Origin of the sequence: Actinopolyspora lacussalsi (assembly GCA_030803735.1) — a bacterium.
Classification (GTDB): Bacteria; Actinomycetota; Actinomycetes; order Mycobacteriales; family Pseudonocardiaceae; genus Actinopolyspora; species Actinopolyspora lacussalsi.
Genome location: JAURUC010000001.1, coordinates 4469304 through 4484736 on the forward strand (window position 1 = coordinate 4469304; position 15433 = coordinate 4484736).

At 68.4% G+C, this 15433-nt stretch carries 16 protein-coding genes and 1 CRISPR repeat array; of the genes, 7 read left to right on the forward strand and 9 right to left on the reverse strand.

The genetic code is table 11. From position 1 onward, the window contains the following. Positions 1–53: 53 nt before the first annotated feature. From J2S53_RS19885 to J2S53_RS19900, 4 genes are all read right to left on the reverse strand, one after another. Entirely contained in the window at positions 54–677 is a 624-nt protein-coding gene (locus tag J2S53_RS19885; RefSeq protein ID WP_456242259.1) for a bifunctional 4-hydroxy-2-oxoglutarate aldolase/2-dehydro-3-deoxy-phosphogluconate aldolase, read from the reverse strand. Positions 678–1116: 439 nt separating this feature from the next. Continuing rightward, the gene (locus J2S53_RS19890; protein ID WP_456242260.1) at positions 1117–2067 is read right to left on the reverse strand and encodes a sugar kinase; all 951 of its coding nucleotides are present in this window, start codon (positions 2065–2067) and stop codon (positions 1117–1119) included. Then, on the reverse strand, positions 2064–2957 hold the full coding sequence (locus tag J2S53_RS19895) for an SMP-30/gluconolactonase/LRE family protein (protein WP_456242261.1): 894 nt from the start codon (positions 2955–2957) through the stop codon (positions 2064–2066). The genes J2S53_RS19890 and J2S53_RS19895 overlap by 4 nt, the downstream gene beginning before the upstream one ends. 75 nt (positions 2958–3032) lie before the next feature. Next, the gene (locus J2S53_RS19900; RefSeq protein WP_456242262.1) at positions 3033–3794 is read right to left on the reverse strand and encodes a FadR/GntR family transcriptional regulator; all 762 of its coding nucleotides are present in this window, start codon (positions 3792–3794) and stop codon (positions 3033–3035) included. 324 nt (positions 3795–4118) lie between these two features. Between J2S53_RS19900 and dgoD the strand changes: the two genes are divergently transcribed. Then, positions 4119–5264 carry a galactonate dehydratase gene (dgoD, locus tag J2S53_RS19905; protein ID WP_456242263.1) on the forward strand — a complete coding sequence of 382 codons (1146 nt, stop codon included), beginning with the start codon at positions 4119–4121 and terminating at the stop codon, positions 5262–5264. Continuing rightward, positions 5261–5458, forward strand: a complete 198-nt coding sequence (locus tag J2S53_RS19910; RefSeq protein ID WP_456242264.1) for a hypothetical protein — start codon at positions 5261–5263, stop codon at positions 5456–5458. Before dgoD ends, J2S53_RS19910 begins: the two co-directional genes overlap by 4 nt. 85 nt (positions 5459–5543) lie before the next feature. Then, positions 5544–5877: direct repeats of the CRISPR family, unit length 29 nt; unit sequence CGGTCCACCTCCACGCCCGTGGAGAGCAC. A 222-nt stretch (positions 5878–6099) separates the two neighbouring features. On the opposite strand, the gene J2S53_RS19915 is transcribed toward J2S53_RS19910, so the two are convergent. Together J2S53_RS19915 and J2S53_RS19920 are read right to left on the reverse strand one after the other, a co-directional pair. After that, complete coding sequence (locus tag J2S53_RS19915) at positions 6100–6300, reverse strand: DUF397 domain-containing protein (RefSeq protein WP_456242265.1); 201 nt, start codon at positions 6298–6300, stop codon at positions 6100–6102. Between the two features lie 19 nt (positions 6301–6319). Next, a complete protein-coding gene (locus tag J2S53_RS19920; protein ID WP_456242266.1) occupies positions 6320–7183 on the reverse strand; it encodes a helix-turn-helix domain-containing protein in 864 nt (287 codons plus the stop codon). 563 nt (positions 7184–7746) lie between these two features. Between J2S53_RS19920 and J2S53_RS19925 the strand changes: the two genes are divergently transcribed. From J2S53_RS19925 to J2S53_RS19940, 4 genes are all read left to right on the forward strand, one after another. Next, positions 7747–7995, forward strand: a complete 249-nt coding sequence (locus J2S53_RS19925; protein ID WP_456242267.1) for a hypothetical protein — start codon at positions 7747–7749, stop codon at positions 7993–7995. After that, positions 7979–8500, forward strand: a complete 522-nt coding sequence (locus tag J2S53_RS19930) for a hypothetical protein (RefSeq protein ID WP_456242268.1) — start codon at positions 7979–7981, stop codon at positions 8498–8500. The genes J2S53_RS19925 and J2S53_RS19930 overlap by 17 nt, the downstream gene beginning before the upstream one ends. A 131-nt stretch (positions 8501–8631) precedes the next feature. After that, positions 8632–9027 (forward strand): hypothetical protein, encoded by a 396-nt coding sequence (locus J2S53_RS19935; protein ID WP_456242269.1) that lies wholly within the window; start codon positions 8632–8634, stop codon positions 9025–9027. 298 nt (positions 9028–9325) lie between these two features. Continuing rightward, positions 9326–9670: a hypothetical protein gene (locus J2S53_RS19940; RefSeq protein WP_456242270.1), complete on the forward strand. Its 345-nt coding sequence runs from the start codon at positions 9326–9328 to the stop codon at positions 9668–9670. 132 nt (positions 9671–9802) lie between these two features. Here J2S53_RS19940 and J2S53_RS19945 read toward each other — a convergent pair whose 3' ends face one another. Then, positions 9803–11842: a neutral/alkaline non-lysosomal ceramidase N-terminal domain-containing protein gene (locus J2S53_RS19945; protein ID WP_456242271.1), complete on the reverse strand. Its 2040-nt coding sequence runs from the start codon at positions 11840–11842 to the stop codon at positions 9803–9805. A 210-nt stretch (positions 11843–12052) separates the two neighbouring features. Here J2S53_RS19945 and lat point away from each other — a divergent pair, with 210 nt between their 5' ends. Next, a complete protein-coding gene (lat, locus tag J2S53_RS19950; RefSeq protein ID WP_456242272.1) occupies positions 12053–13417 on the forward strand; it encodes an L-lysine 6-transaminase in 1365 nt (454 codons plus the stop codon). 36 nt (positions 13418–13453) lie between these two features. Here lat and J2S53_RS19955 read toward each other — a convergent pair whose 3' ends face one another. Together J2S53_RS19955 and J2S53_RS19960 are read right to left on the reverse strand one after the other, a co-directional pair. Further along, a complete protein-coding gene (locus J2S53_RS19955; RefSeq protein ID WP_456242273.1) occupies positions 13454–14056 on the reverse strand; it encodes a response regulator transcription factor in 603 nt (200 codons plus the stop codon). Between the two features lie 96 nt (positions 14057–14152). Then, positions 14153–15340, reverse strand: a complete 1188-nt coding sequence (locus J2S53_RS19960; RefSeq protein WP_456242274.1) for a sensor histidine kinase — start codon at positions 15338–15340, stop codon at positions 14153–14155. Positions 15341–15433: the final 93 nt, after the last annotated feature.

Here is a 15433-nt window from a genome sequence, read left to right on the forward strand (position 1 = left end):
GTCGCGACACGGGCCCGCGTCGCGTCTCCCGGCCGTACCGGGTGCGAGCTGGGTCAGCCGCGGGCCTGTCGAATCCGTTCCAGCAGTCCCGAGATACGTTCGGCGGCCTCCGCCTGATCGCCTTCGGACAGCGCCGAACCCATCCCGACCGCGACCGCCCCGTTCGCTATCCAGTCGGGGGCTCGGTCCACCGAGACTCCGCCGGTTGGAACCATCGGGGCCTGCGGCAGTGCCGCGAGCACGTCCCGCATGCTCTCCGGCGTCCACCTGCTCGCGGGGAACAGCTTGATCGCGTCGGCACCCGCTTCCAGGGCCCGCACCAGCTCGCTCGGCGTGTCGACACCGGGCAGCACCGCCGCACCGTAGCGGTGGCCGGTGGAGATCACCTCGTCGTGCAGCGATGGCGATACCAGGAACCGAGCCCCGGCGTCGACGGCGAGTCGTGCGGAGGTGGCGTCCAGCACGGTGCCCGCCCCCAGCAGCGCGTTCGGGTACTCCGCACGGAGCTCGCGCAACACCGTCGTGGCGTCCGGTGTGGTCAGCGAGACCTCCAGTACCTCCAGGCCCGCGTTCAGGCAGGCCGCGGCACGTTGCCTTGCCGTTCGTGCGTCGGCGGCCCGGACGATACCCACCACCCCGTGCTCGGCGATGGTGCTTGCTACCTGCCAGCGGTACATTCCACTCCTCCGTACAGAACTCGAAACGGTATTCGTGTGCGTGCTCGGTTAGCCGTCACGTGAGTCGGCGCCTTGCTGTGTTGGGCCGGCTCTTGAGTAGCGACCTACGCGGCGAGCGGCCCGGCCTCGCAATGCATCCGACTCACGCACCGGGGACACCCGCGCTGCGACACTCACGCTCGCTTCCCGACGGCGCCCCTGGAACACACCCGGAAAATCGACGTCGCACGGGAGAACCCGCGGCGGTGCCGATTGCGTAAGTGGTGGGAGCTCGGCTCGCGGGAGTGGTGGGAGTGCGGCCCCGTGCCGTCCCACCGCCCGGCGATTTCGCGAGAAATCGACGTCCGCCTCCGCCGTGCCGCCCCAGCGGGGCGTCGATTTCGCGAGAAATCGACGCCACCGGGGCCGTGCCGACTCCACAACGCGTGGTCGAATGGCGTCAGCGCGCGGTGACCTGCTCGTCACCCACGGCCAGATCCCGCAACCGCGAGTCAGGGAGGCCGTCCATGTCCCCGAGAATCTGCACCACGCTGCCCGCCACGGTGGCGGCCTCGGCCAGCGCCTCGGGCACCGAGATCCCCCGCAGGTGCGCGGACAGGAATCCCGCGTTGAACGCGTCACCGGCTCCCACCGGATCCACCGCGGGCACCTCGGCCGCCCGCTGGAACCACTCCCGCTCACCGTCGGTGGCCCAGGCCCCGCGCGAGCCCAGCTTGAGCACCACCAGCCGGGCACCCCGTTCGAGCAACCACCCGGCGGCGGCACGCTCACCGGCGCACCCGCTGATCTCCTCGGCCTCGTCCAGACCGGTCAGTACCAGGTCGGTTCGCTCGGTGAGTGGGCGCAGCAGCTCCACCCACCGCTCGATCCCGGCCAGCTTGCGCCGAATGTTGGGATCCAGACTCACCGGAACCCCGGCATCCCGCGCCGCCCGCACCGCCCGTTCGGTGGCCGCTCTCGCGTCCTCGGACAGCGCGGCGGTGATGCCGGTCAGGTGCAGCAACCCGGCCCCACCGATCCACTCCTCGTCCACGTCCCCCTCGTGCAGGGCGCTGCCGGCCGAGCCGCTCCGGTAGTAGCAGACCTCGATGGGGCGGTGCGCGTGCGCGTCGCGCACCAGCAGCCCGGTGGGCAGCGACTCGTCCACCACAGCCCGGGAGACGTCGACTCCTTCGCCGCGCAGGGTACGCAGCGCGGAACGGCCGAACGGATCGTCGCCCACCCGCCCGAACCACCCCACGCGGTGGCCGAGGCGGGCCAGCCCCACGGCCGTGTTCGACTCCGCTCCGGCGATCGAACGCCGGAACCCCGCCGCGTGCTCCAGCGGCTGCCCCTGCTCCGCCAGCAGCAGCCCCATCGTCTCACCGAAAGTGATCACCTCGGGGCTCAAGCGTCCTCCTCGATCCGGAACGGGTGCACGCGGTTGCCCCGGACATCGGGATCGAAGTGGAACAGCGCGCCCGCGTGGGGATCCTCCCGGTTCTCGATGCCCTGCCGGGAGGTGGTGATGTAGAGGGTGTCCAGGTCGGTTCCGCCGAACGCGCAGGCGGTCACCTGGGGTGTGGGCAGCTCCACCCTGGTGAGCAGTTCGCCCTCCGGGCTGTAGCGGTGCACCGCCCCGCCCTGCCAGAGCGCGACCCACAGGCAGCCCGCTGCGTCCAGCGTCAACCCGTCCGGAGCGCCGAGTTCGTTCGGAATCCGCACCACGGGACGTCTGTCGTGCAGCTCCCCGGTGCCCGGCGTGACGTCGAACCGGTCGATGCGCCGGGTGGGGGTGTCCACGTAGTACGCCGTCCCACCGTCGGGGGTCCACACCAGACCGTTGGAGATGGTCACCCCGTCCAGCACCCGCTCGGTACTCAGGTCGCCGTGCAGCCGCCACAACGCCCCCCGGCCGGGGGATTCGTCGTAGGCCATCGAGCCCGCGTAGAACCTGCCGAGGGCGTCGCACCCGCCGTCGTTCATGCGTACCGAGGGGTCGCTCCACAACTCGGGCAGTGACTCCGGTGTCTCGTTGCCCGGCCGCAGCAGGGCGAAGCCCCGTTCCAGCGCCAGCACCAGACCACCGCCCACCACCGGCCGTGCCACGGCGGCCACGGTTCCGACCTTGGTGCGGCCGACGGTGCCGCCCGGAACCATGCTCAGCAGGTCTCCCGCGAGCATGTCCACCCAGTGCAGCTGTCCGGTGGCCTCGTCCCAGACCGGTCCCTCGCCGTGCTCGGCGCGGTTCTCGGTCAGCTGTTCGGCCCGGTGTACGGCAACGCTCGAATCGCTGTGCAAGCCGAAGAATCCTTTCGTGCCGGGTTCTGCCGATCCGGACGGTGCGTCCGGTTCGGACACTGCCGCTGCTTCCGCTCAGCAGTCCGAATCCTGTCGCTCGCTCGGGGGATCGGCTGCCGATTTCCCCGTGGGGGGTGTGTTGAACACGGCGCGCAGGTCCCGCTCGGTGGTTCGCAGGTGCCTGCGCATCGCTTCGGCCGCCCCGCCGGGATCGCGTTGCCGGACGCGGTCGAGTACCTCGCGGTGCTGTTCGGCCGCGTCGGCGTGCGAACCGCCCAGCTTCCGGTGTCCCCGGTAACTGGCGATCATGCTGTCGTGCAGGCTGCCCGCCAGCGCCTCGATGAGCAACGCCAGCATCCGGTTGCCGGAGGCGCGCGCCAGCAGTTCGTGGAACCGCAGGTCGGCGTCGTGGTACTCGGTGGCGTCCTCGGCCTGGTCCATCGCTCTGATCGCCAGTTCCATCGCGGAGACGTCGCTCGAACCGGCGTTGTTCGCGGCGAGCGTGCTGGTCTGCGTCTCCAGGCCGTGCCTGACTTCGAGCAGTTCGAAGGCCGAGCCGGGGTTCCAGCGCAGCAGGGTGTTGAAGAAGTCCCCGATCTGGTCCCCGCTGGGTGCGGTGACGCGGGGACGCCTTCCCTTGCGGATCTCCACCAGGCCCCGTGCCTGCAGTGACCGGATCGCCTCGCGCACGGTCAGCCTGCTGACACCCAGTCGGGTCGCCAACTCGGACTCGGAGGGCAGCAGCTCGCCCACCCCGAACCGCTCGAAGATCAGTTCCTCGAGTTCGGTCGCGGCGTCCCGAGTTCCCGGGCGCTCCGGTTCGTCGGTCTCGCTCATCCGTGTCCTCGGTCGCTCGTTGGGCGGCATCCGCCGAGTATCCCCAGCGTTCGGATCGAGAACCTATCAGATACGTTCTTAACTCGATAGGCTTCATTCGGATCGGACGATTCGGCATATACGCAGCTCATAGTAATTTATTGGTCCGATGACCGGGCCGTGATTGCTCCGGACGTGGTGTTGACGCGGAGTCACCTGTCATACAGAATCTCTCGCTCGACTCGGTACTGGTCCGGGAGGGCACGCGACCCCCGGCAAGCGCGGACACCGAACCCCACGAGCGAAACCCGACAGGCGAAACCCGACAGGCGGAACGGAGTGGACATGCGAATCACGGGGCTGGAGACTTTCCCGGTGCCACCTCGCTGGCTGTTTCTCAGGATCTCCACCGACGAGGGGATCGTCGGCTGGGGCGAACCGGTGGTCGAGGGGCGTGCCCACACCGTCGCGGCGGCCGTCGACGAGCTGTCCGAGCTGCTGGTGGGGCGCGACCCGCTGGCCATCGAGGATCACTGGCAGGTGATGACCAAGGGCGGTTTCTACCGGGGTGGTCCGGTGCTCTCCAGCGCCGTGGCGGGCATAGACCAGGCGCTCTGGGACATCGCGGGCAAGAGCTACGGCGTTCCCGTCCACCGGCTGCTCGGTGGGCCGGTGCGCGAGCGGGTCCGGGTATACCAGTGGATCGGTGGTGACGAGCCCTCGGACGTGGCCGAAGCGGCAGCCGAGCAGGTCGAGGCCGGGTTCACCGCCGTGAAGATGAACGGCAGCGGCAGACTGCGCCACATCGACACGCCCGCCGAGCTGGACGCGGTGGTCAGCCGGGTCGCCGCGGTGCGCGAGGTGCTCGGCGACGAGCGTGACGTGGCGGTGGACTTCCACGGCCGGTTCTCCACCGCGATGAGCCGTCGGGTGCTACCTCGCTTGGAGCCGCTGTCCCCGCTGTTCGTCGAGGAACCGGTGCTACCGGAGAACACCGCCAAGGTCCGCGACGTCGTCACCTCGACCTCCATTCCCATCGCGCTGGGGGAGCGGTTGTTCTCCCGCTGGGACTTCCGCGATGTGCTGCCCTCCGGCATCGCGGTCGCGCAGCCCGACCTGTCGCACGCGGGCGGGATATCGGAGGTGCGCCGCATCGCGGCGATGGCCGAGGCGCACGACGTGACGCTGGCGCCGCACTGTCCACTCGGGCCGCTGGCGCTGGCGGCCAGCCTGCAGGTCGCCTTCGCGACCCCGAACTTCCTGATCCAGGAGCAGAGCAGGGGAATCCACTACAACGTGGGCTCGGATCTGCTGGACTACCTGGTCGATCCCAGCCCGTTCCGGTTCGACGAGGGGCACGTCGCCGCGCCCCAGGCGCCCGGTCTGGGCGTCGAGATCGACGAGGCGAAGGTGCGCGAGGCCGCCGAGCGCGGTCACCGCTGGCGTTCACCGGTCTGGCGTGATTCGGACGGCGCTTTCGCCGAGTGGTGAGCCGGTGTCACGTCCTGCTCGGGTTGGGCGAGATGTCCGGGATCGCCGTGCCGGAGGCCGATCTCGAGCTGTGTGCGCTGCTCCGTGATCGTGGAGTCGAGTTCCGAGGCGAGGCGATCGACCTGGCCCAGCACCAGCCGGAGGGGTGCTGGGCGGGTGGCACCACTACTGCCGGATGCGTACCGAGTACCTGATCGCTGCCGGTGACCACGTGCCGCCCAGCCCGGTCAACACGTGTGGAGATAACTCCTCGAACACCATCAGGCTGCGACGTACGACCGGTCCACCTCCACGCCCGTGGAGAGCACGCCTGTTGGCTGCTGTTAGTGCTCGATGGGGTCGGTCCACCTCCACGCCCGTGGAGAGCACCCGGACTTTCGATCGGGCCTGGGTGGCCGCCGCGGTCCACCTCCACGCCCGTGGAGAGCACGTCGGTGTCGCCGTCGAGCACCGCGTCGTAGGCGGTCCACCTCCACGCCCGTGGAGAGCACGTTGCGCGCCATCGTCAGGGTCTGCTGAAGCCCGGTCCACCTCCACGCCCGTGGAGAGCACCCGGCGCCCGGGTTCCCTCCGACCATCAACGGCGGTCCACCTCCACGCCCGTGGAGAGCACCCTCTGCGACCTGCGACGTTATGACCGCCGTTGCACGTTTTCGCGCCACCGCGACATCGCACCTCGGATGTGAGCTCAGTACTTCTCGGCCGGTTCCGGTCAGGAGTCATCGTAGCGTCGGCAACCGAACGTCTCGATCTCCGCACACCACGACCAGCCATCGTGGCTGGAGACGCGAAAAGTCCCGCCCGGCAGTATCGAGCGGGACTTCACGGCAGCGGTTCAGCCGTCGAGGCGGTCGCTTTTGATCGCGTCGACGAACGAAGTCCACGCGGTGCTGTCCACCACGAGAGTCCCACCATCGCGGTCCTTGGTGTCGCGTACGCCGACAACGTTTACGGCATTTCCCACCTCGACGCAGTTGCCGGTGTTGCCGCTGTAGCTCGAAGCGTGCCATGTGAAGGACCGTGCGCTAGTAGTCATGTCAGGCCTCTCGTCTGGGTTAGCTGTATCCGCGCCTCACCTTATCGAGGAGACCGTGTGATTCTTCTTCAGGCAGCGCAGCACCGCGGAGGCGTTGGTAGGCAGTCGCATACGTCTGGATCACTGAGTTCTCTTCGGGATAGGTAGCGCCTGCCACGTCTTCGACGTAGGCCATGACACCGGTTGAATCCAGACGCAAGAGCACGAACGCTGCCTTGGCTATGTACGCCTCGTCGTGATTCGGCGTTGTCCTGGGGCGAAAGGGGAGAACGTGCAGGCTCACGTTCGGCAGCTCGGAGAGTTCGTTCAAGTGAGTGAGCTGCTCACGCATGATCGCGTCATTTCCGATGACTCGGTGGAGTGCCGTCTCTTGCAGCACGACACTGACCTTCGGAGCGTCTTCCTTGGTGAGTACCGCTTTTCGGTTCATCCTTATCTTGACCTGTTGTTCGAGCTCTTGGGCCGAAGCGAGCGGGTAACCCGCTCGCAGCAAGACGCGCGCGTAGTCTTCGGTCTGTAGAAGACCGGTCACGATCTCGCTCTCGTAGATGGAGAGTTCGGTGGCTTCGGACTCCATGACCAGGAATCGGCGGAACCAGTCGGGAACGGAGTCCCGGTAGGTGCCCTTCTTGCGTGGTTTCGGCACTGCCGCCAGGCGCAGCGCCTCCGCTGTCTGGGAGTCATCCGCCCCGTAGCGCTCCAGCAGGGCGCTGACCTCATCGGACTTGATGGCCTGTTTGCCGTTCTCCATCTTGGAGATCTTGGCCGTGGAACAGCCCAGGTGCGCAGCGGCGTCGGAAGCGTTCAAGTCCGCGTCCTCCCGAAGTCGTCGCAGCAGAATCCCCAGTTGGATCAGCACGACCTGTGGATCCTCAGTGGCCATACGAGACGCCTCCTTCGATACGTCGTCACCGCAAGCGCACGCCGAATCGAACGCTCACGCTCTATACACGACAGTGTTATGCACTGTGTTGTCAACTCGAAAGTTTCGCGATAGCGTAAGACCTTGATAGAGAGTAATTGACAAGATACGAAAAGTGAAAGATCGGGCGAGGCAGGGGTGCGCAGTGAACCCGAGGGGTAGACAGTCGCGCGGGCATCGACACGGCTCCATCGAAGGACATGTCCGACCGGTGAAGAGTCCAGTTCAGACGTGTGTCGGTGCTGCTGGAGCGAATTCGTGTAGCGCCAGGTGGCTCGAAAGCTGAGTCATCGATGTTTTGACCACTCGTCCGGTGGCGGCCACCGGACGAGTAGCCCTTCCCGCGTACGCCGGCAAGCATCACGCGGGGGTGGCTCCGTCAGCCGTTTACTACTGATGTGGAGCGTTGTTGATGCTATCGCTTTGTGTGACGTGTGTCGTTGCGCGTCTCGAACTTCCGCACCTCGGCTGCCTGGTGGGGGTGGTGTGAGGTGGGGGTGTTGTTTCCGCGCAGCTTGGTGTGTGTGGTGTTGGCCGCGACCGAGGCCGATCACCGGTCTGGCCGGACACCACGGCTGCATGCGATCGAGCGCCATCCGGTCGAGTACACGGCCTCGTGGGTGCTGAGTCTGTGCCAGGTTTATCTGGGGTTGGGCGAGATGGCCGTGATCACTGGCCCGGAGGCCGATCCGGAGCTGTGTTCGCAGTGTTGTTCCATGATCGCGTGGTCGGGTCTGCGGGGGCGGGTGGTGCGCCATGCCGTCGCTCGTTGAGCTGTCCGTGCCGCCGCCTCGGTTCGTCACCGGCACCGATTCCGGGGCGATTCATGCCACCGCGTTCTACAAACGCACCGAGTCCGCCCGGGCGGGCCAAGGGTTCGTGGCGTGTTTCTGCGGCGAGGTGGTCGAACTCGCCCCGCACCCGCCGGAACGCATCTTGGGCGGGTGGCATCACTACTGCCGGGTGTGTCTGCAGTATGTGATCGGCGGTAGCGAGGCCCACCCGCCAAGCCCGGTCAATTCCTACGAGCCGTGGCTTCGCGAGCTGGCCCAGCTCGATGTTTCGGCCACTGTGGACGGTGTGTCGGAGTGGTCGGTCATCCCGTGCCGTCAGCAGCGGCACGGCCGGGCGGTGCTGCGGCTCAAACCCACCGCTCAGGGCATCGCGTTGCTGGCGCCCGCCCCGGCTGCGGCTTCACTGCTCACGCTCGCCGAGGCGCGGCAACTGCGGGGAGCTCTGGACGAGGCCATCGGTGCCAGAGCGGGGTGGTCCTCATGACGCTGACCCTGCTGCTGCTCGCGCTGCGCCACCTGCTCACCAAACGCCGTGTTCCCGGGAGGGGCCGTGTCCGAGTTCGAGATCGCGGTGCTGCTGCTGGCGTTGCTCGTGCTGGTGTTGGTACGGCTGGCGTGGGGACCGAACCGCTGAACACCAGTAGTGGGCATGCCTGGTTCTCCAGCGTGTTCGAGTCGAAGTGGCACGCCTGCCCCGCCAACACCGAAGCCCACGCCCACGGGGTGCGGGCGTTGTGCGGGCACCTGTCCCGCCGTGGCCCCTACCGCGGCCGGGCCAGCAGCGGCCCGCCCGACGAGGAGGGCCGGTCGGTCTGCGACGCCTGCCTGCACACGATCGGGCACCTACCGCCGTACCTGCCTCGGCTGCGTTCACTGCGGATCATTCACAGCGACACCGACCCAGGCTGGCCCGTCGCCGATCCCGACGAGCCCGAGACACCAGCCCAGGAAACCCCCGCCAGCCCGTGTCCAGCAGGGACCGGTCACCACAGTCTCCCAGTCGTGGCCTGACCGTCCCTTTCGGACCCGGGCGTGTGTCGTGAAAACCCCGACACCTCCGGCACGCGCCCGCCCGGCCCCGCACACCGCCGTGCGGGGCCACCCACACCCCGCCGCCAATTTCCCACGAAATCACCGCCCCAGCCGCGTCAATTTCCCGCGAAATCGCCGCGACCGAAGCAGGGCACACCCCCCAGACCGGTGCCGTGCCGGAGTTTTCCCTTCCCCGTCCGGCGCGGCACCACCCCGGCCGGGAACGGGGCCGCTCCCACCCCGCCCCGGCCGGGGATCCCGCATCACACCCAATCCGTTGAACCGAATCGGACCCATCGCCATGCCCCGACTCTCCCCGGTCACCACGATCCTGCTGCGCGAATGCACCGGAACCGGGCTGGCCGTAGCGGCCTTCGCCTACAGCGGCTGGATCACCGTCGTCCTGAACCTGTCCCTCATCTCGACGATCACCCACCCCGACGAACCAAACATCGAACTCCACACCCTCTTCGGCACACTGGCCTGCCTGCTGTGGTGGACAGGCGTGGGCGGACTACGCCTCGCCGGATGGCGACCCAACTGGCCCACCCGCATCGGCCTACTCCTCACCGGCATACACACGATCGAACTCACTGTCGCGGCGGTAGTCCACTACACGTGAAACTCGAAGTCCGATGGGCGCAGCCCGACAGATCCGCACCGCTGTCACAGGCCGGGATCGACATCCACATCGCACAGCCTTGACCAGTTGGAATTAACCAGCTAAGTGACCAGCCAGGCAGTCCCGGCCGACTCACTCCACCCGGAACGTCCGCGATGTTCCGGAGAAGGGGGTGATCTCCCCGCCCACCGCCTTGGCGGCGCCGTGGTGCACGATGCGGTAGTCGCCCTCGGCGGCGTCCGATGGGATCGTCCAGCTGACGGTCGCGGTGGAGGCCGCCACCCCACGGCGTGCCCAGTGGAACCGGGTCGACCAGTCACCGTCGTCGGCCACCGTCACCCAACCGTCGGCCGAGCGGCGCTGCACCAGCAGGTAGCTGCCGCCGCGGTGCGGGTCGTTGTTGGGGTGTGCCGAGGCGAACACCACCCGCGCCGTCCCGCCGCGCCGGTAGTGCTCCCGGGGCTGTTCCAGCACCTCGCCGAACTCCCGACCCACGGGTGGGGAGTCGAACACCACTCCCGGCTGCAGTCGCACCCTGCCGCCCTCGGGATTGCCCGCCGGGGACGGTCCCCGGGCGCTGTCCCGGCCGGCGGCCATGTCGGCCGCGATCCTGGCGAACTCCTGCTGGTAGGCGGGCAGCGACCACCTCCCGAACATGGTGTGGCCGCCCTCGTAGGCCTGCTGGTCGTACTCCTCCGGAGTGGTCAGGTACCCGGCGTAGTCGTTGGCGTAGCCCGCGACCACGACATCGGTGGGCTCCACACCGAGCTCGGCGGCCACCGTGCGGCGCAGCCGCAGCCCGCCGACGATGCTGACCTCCTGCGGAATCCCGACCAGGTGCAGCGTGCCGATCCGCACCAGCTGGATCGGCAGTATTCGCGGTACCCAGCCCATCGACCCCACCGGCAACAGGATCTCTTTGGGTGCCTGCCGGTTCCGCAGTCGCGGTGACGCCCGGTACAGCGCACGGCTGATCGTGCCGAAGAACGGGTTGTTGCCCGCCCCCTCCTCGAAGAAGGACGGCCCCGGACCGTCCTCGGCACCCGCCGCGAACGATGCCCCCAGCGCCGCCGCGCAGGTCCGGTGCGGACTTCCGTCGCCGGTGAAATCCGGTCCGACGTGGGTGTCCGACATGTCGACATAGGACGTTCGGTGGTCGATGCCGCCGTCCACGGCGGTGGTCGCCTCCCGCAGCAGCCGGGCCGCCGCGGTGTACTGTCGATCGCCGATGATCCGGGTGTTGGCGAACTCGTCGTCCGTGGGGCCGGTTCCGGGGCGCAGCTCCAGGTTCGGCGACATGTCGGCGGCGTTGGACTGCGCGAACGCGGCGACGAACCCGGGGTCGCCCGCGCGGTAGTCCACTCCCGCGATCTCGCGCTCCCACCGGTAGGCGGCGTAGCCCTTGTTGTCGCCGCTGATGAGCGTGTTGTCCGGGCTGAGGCTGGTGGCGTGGGTGGCGAACCAGTTGATCGCGCCCACGGCCCTCCCGCCGCGTTCGAAGCGCAGCAGCACCGTGGCCGGGTCCGTCGCGTCGGGGAAGTGGTTCCGGTCCGTCGCCGGGTTGCGGTCGAACGCCGCGCGGGAGCGGTTCACGCTGGCGTTGGTCAGCTCGCCGCGTGCGATGTGGAGGTTTCCGGGAGCCAGGTCGGCGTCGGCGCGTTCGATCGATTCGGTGATGCCCGCCACCAGCGCTTCGAAGGTGCCGGGCTGGAAACCCAGCGTGGTGACGTTGTAGAGGGTGTGGCAGGAGAAGCCACCCGGTCCGGCGTGGGTGTGGGTGGCCGTCAGCAGCACGTTGTGCTCGCCGTAGCGCGTGCCGTGTGCGCGTGCCAGGCGTTCGAGCACGGCGCGGCGCACGGCCCCGAAGATCATCCCCGCGTCCACCGTCACCACGGCCACCCGCCGTTCGGGGGCGGTTCGTTCGGCGATGACGAAGGCGCGAGCGCGTTGCCGCTGGTGGATGCCTGTGGTGCGCTGCCCCAGCCGCGCGTAGCCCATCATGCCGTTCTCGGCGGGCTGGCCCGTCACGTCGCCGATGCCGCGACCGAGCAGGTAGTGCCCACCTCCGGGCTCGCTCGCCGCGGCGGGGCGCCCCGCGGCGGCGGCCGTCAGCAGTGCGGTCAGGCCGCCCCGCAGCACCGGGCGTCTGCCGAGCGTGTTTCCGCCGTCCATCGCCTACCTCCGCGCCGGGGATGACGCGCGTCACAGTAGCGCGGCGATCACTGAGAAGTGAATATTTCTCGCTTAATGTCGCCCAAAGGGATGACACTAAGAAAATCTTTCTCTTTATCTGGAGTTAAAACGGAAAATATTGCTCGATATTCGTGATTTGGGGTATGAATTCCTTAAGGCGAGGTAGTCGCGGCCCACAGGAGGCTGAACATGACCGCACAGCGACTCGCACCGGTCGAGCACGACGCCGCTCCGGAGGAGCAGGCTCCGAACGTCGTCGACGAACTCCGCTCGCGGGTGACCGGTGATCTGCTCGACGTGGTCGTCGATCTCGACTCCGGCGAGGGATGCCGCCTCAGCGACCTGCGGGACGGCACCCGGTATCTCGACATGACGATGTACTTCAGCTCCGCGCCGCTCGGCCACGGTCACCCGGGCCTGCGCACTCCCGAGTTCGAGGCGGCCCTGGTGCGGGCGGGCAGGGTCAAACCGGCCAACCCGGACTTCGCCACGGTGGAACAGGCCCGGTTCGCCGAGACCCTGCGGCGCGTGTTCGGGGATCCCGAGTTGCCGTGGTTGTTCTTCATCGAGGGCGGCGGTCCGGCGGTGGAGAACGCCCTCAAGGTGGCCTTCGACTGGAAGACCAAGCACAACGCGCGGCGCGGCGTGCCGATGCGCGGCTCGCGCGCGATGCATCTGCGGTGGGCCTTCCACGGCCGGACCGGTTACACGATGTCGCTGACCAACACCGACCCCAGGAAGGTACGCGACTACCCGGCCTTCGACTGGCCCAGGATCCCGAGCCCCGCCGTGGAACCGGGACCGCGGTGGGACACGGCCGAGCTGCTACCCGCCGAACGGGAGGCACTGGACGCGGCGGAGGCCGCACTGACCCGCTACGGCAACGAGATCGCCTGCTTCGTCTACGAGCCGATCCAGGGGGAGGGCGGCGACCGGCATCTGCGTCCGGCCTTCCTGCGCGAGATGCAGCGGCTTTGCCGGGAGCACCACGTGCTCACCGTCGCGGACGAGGTGCAGAGCGGCGGAGGCATCACCGGCCACCCCTGGGCGCACCAGGCCCTGGGACTGGAACCCGATCTGGTCGCCTTCGGCAAGCGACTGCAGGTGTGCGGCGTCATGGGCGGTAGGCGGGTGAACGACATCGAGGACAACGCCTTCCGCGAGCCCAGCAGGATCAGCTCCACCTGGGGCGGTTCCCTGGTGGACATGGTGCGAGCCACCAGGATCCTCGAAGTGATCGAGTCGGAGGACCTGCTGGACCACGCGGCGCGGATGGGGGAGCTGTTGCTCTCCGAGCTGCGTGGGCTGGCCGCGGAGTACCCGGATCTGGTCACCGCTCCTCGCGGTCGCGGTCTGATGGCCGCGCTGGACTTCCCGGACGCCACGCTGCGGGACCGGGCGACGGCCCTGGCCAGGCAGCGTCATCACACCGTTTTCCTGCCCTCCGGTCCGCGTTCGCTGCGGTGGCGCCCCGCGTTGTCGGTGCGCCCGGACGAGCTCACCGACGCCGTGGCCGCGCTGCGCGCGACACTGCGGGAGCTGTCCTCGGAGTGAGAATCCACAGTGGAACTCGCGTGCGTGGCGGGGAGGTCAGATCCAACCTTCCTCCCAGGCACGGCGAGCGGCCTCGTGCCTGGTCTCGGCCCCCAGTTTGCTCATGGCCGCGGACAGATAGTTGCGAACCGTCCCCGGAGCCAGGTGCACCCGCTCGGCGATGGTGCTGACCGAGGCCCCGTGCTGGGTGTGCCGCAGCAGTTCGATCTCGCGCTCACCGAGTGGGCAGTCCCCCTCGGTGAGCGCGCTGGCGGCTATCTCGGAGTCGACGTAGCGCCCCCCGTTGTGGACGTCGCGGAGAATGGCCGCGAGTTTGCTCGCCGGTGTCGTCTTCGGCACGAAACCACGCACCCCCGCGCTCAGCGCACGCTTGAGCACCCCCGGTCTGGCGTGCCTGGTGACCAGTACCACCGGGGTCGCCGTCTCGCGCGCGATCCGGGCCGTGGCCTCGACACCGTCCAGTTCGGGCATCTCCAGGTCCAGCACGACCACGTCGGGGCGCTCGCGCGAGACGGCCTCTACCGCCTCGGTGCCGCTGCTGGCCTGCGCTAGGACCTCGATGTCGCTTTCCAGGTCGAGCAGTGCCGCCATGGCGCCACGGATCAGGTCCTCGTCGTCGGCCAGCACGACACCGATCATGCTCGGGCGTCCTTTCGGAGTTCCGTTCCGCCTCGGGTACTCGGGTGGTTGGTACCGGTCGGTTCCGGTGCCACCGAGCGGGCCGTGGAGGAGTCCTCAATCCTCCCCGGGCGTAGGGGCGTGACCGACCAGCTCGAACCACTCGCCACGACGTTCGGCCGTGAGGCTGCCGTGCATCGGGTCGAAGCGATCCCGCAGTCCGGCGATCCCCGAACCGGCGTCGTGCTCCGATCCGTTCCCGGCCCCATCGTTGCACAGTGTCACCGATATGCCGTCGGTGTCGTCGATGCGCAACTCGCACCGTCGGGCACCGCTGTGCCGGAGGATGTTGGTGGTGCCCTCGCGCACCATGGCGGCGAACAGCGGTTGCAGCGGCGGCGGCACCGAAGTGCTGCTGCCCTCGACGGTCGTCTCGATGCTCGCCGCTCGCAGGATCCGTACCGCGTTGTTCAACTCGGTGGACAGATCGCTGCGCCGGTAACCGTGCACGACCTCGCGGGTCTCCCGCAGCGCCCGACGGGCCGTTTCGGCGATCTCGGCCGCCTGGGCGCGCGCGGCGCCCGCGTCGCTGTCGATCATGCGTTCGGTCAGTTCCCCCTTCAACGCGATCACCTGCAGGTGATGCCCCTGCACGTCGTGCAGTTCGCTGGCGAACCTCAGCCGCTCCCGCGCCACGGCCAGTTCCGCCTCCGTGCCGCGGGCCCGGTCCAGCTCGCACACCACGTCCCAGATCCAGCCCTGCACCAGCAGCATGAACACCGTCATCGCCACCAGGAACGTCGCGTAACCCACCGTCACCGGGACGAACTCCTCGTTCCCCGTCGCGACCACGCTCGCGCTCGCCACTCCGGCCGTCAGCACCGTACAGCCGCAGCCCATCCACCAGCGGTGTTCACGTCGTGACCCCGTCACTATCGCCGCCGCGAACAGGGCGGGCAGCAGCGTGAACACCAGGAAGGCGGGGATCTCGCGCGTGGTTACGTAGCCCAGCACGACCAGCGACGCGGCGAAATCCGTTGTGATCCGAACGGGCTCCGGGATGCCCGCGCCCATCCCGCGCATGATCATCCGGCACGCACGGGTGCCCTCCACCGCGATGACCAGCACCACCGCCAACAGCACCGCCAGCTCGACGTTGTTGTAGAGTCCCGCGACCCGGCCGTGCACCAGATTGACGATCGCGAGCAGACAGTAGATCGGCGCGGTCGGCATCACCATCCACCAGGTGTAGCGGTGCACCCGGCGTACCCGTGCGGCGCTGTTCTCGGAAGCACTGGAGTTCACCAGGGCAGCATCCCCGATCCGGGCCGAGCCACACACACCGGAGCGGCGATTCGAGCGCGATTGTCACTTGCCTCGATGACGGATGTCATCACC

What these genes read in the sequence shown, in the direction of transcription:
- J2S53_RS19885 (WP_456242259.1), bottom strand. Translation starts at nt 677, where the DNA reads ATGTACCGCTGGCAGGTAGCAAGCACCATCGCCGAGCACGGGGTGGTG.
- J2S53_RS19900 (WP_456242262.1), bottom strand. Translation starts at nt 3,794, where the DNA reads ATGAGCGAGACCGACGAACCGGAGCGCCCGGGAACTCGGGACGCCGCG.
- dgoD (WP_456242263.1), top strand. Translation starts at nt 4,119, where the DNA reads ATGCGAATCACGGGGCTGGAGACTTTCCCGGTGCCACCTCGCTGGCTG.
- J2S53_RS19915 (WP_456242265.1), bottom strand. Translation starts at nt 6,300, where the DNA reads ATGACTACTAGCGCACGGTCCTTCACATGGCACGCTTCGAGCTACAGC.
- J2S53_RS19920 (WP_456242266.1), bottom strand. Translation starts at nt 7,183, where the DNA reads ATGGCCACTGAGGATCCACAGGTCGTGCTGATCCAACTGGGGATTCTG.
- J2S53_RS19930 (WP_456242268.1), top strand. Translation starts at nt 7,979, where the DNA reads ATGCCGTCGCTCGTTGAGCTGTCCGTGCCGCCGCCTCGGTTCGTCACC.
- J2S53_RS19945 (WP_456242271.1), bottom strand. Translation starts at nt 11,842, where the DNA reads ATGGACGGCGGAAACACGCTCGGCAGACGCCCGGTGCTGCGGGGCGGC.
- lat (WP_456242272.1), top strand. Translation starts at nt 12,053, where the DNA reads ATGACCGCACAGCGACTCGCACCGGTCGAGCACGACGCCGCTCCGGAG.
- J2S53_RS19955 (WP_456242273.1), bottom strand. Translation starts at nt 14,056, where the DNA reads ATGATCGGTGTCGTGCTGGCCGACGACGAGGACCTGATCCGTGGCGCC.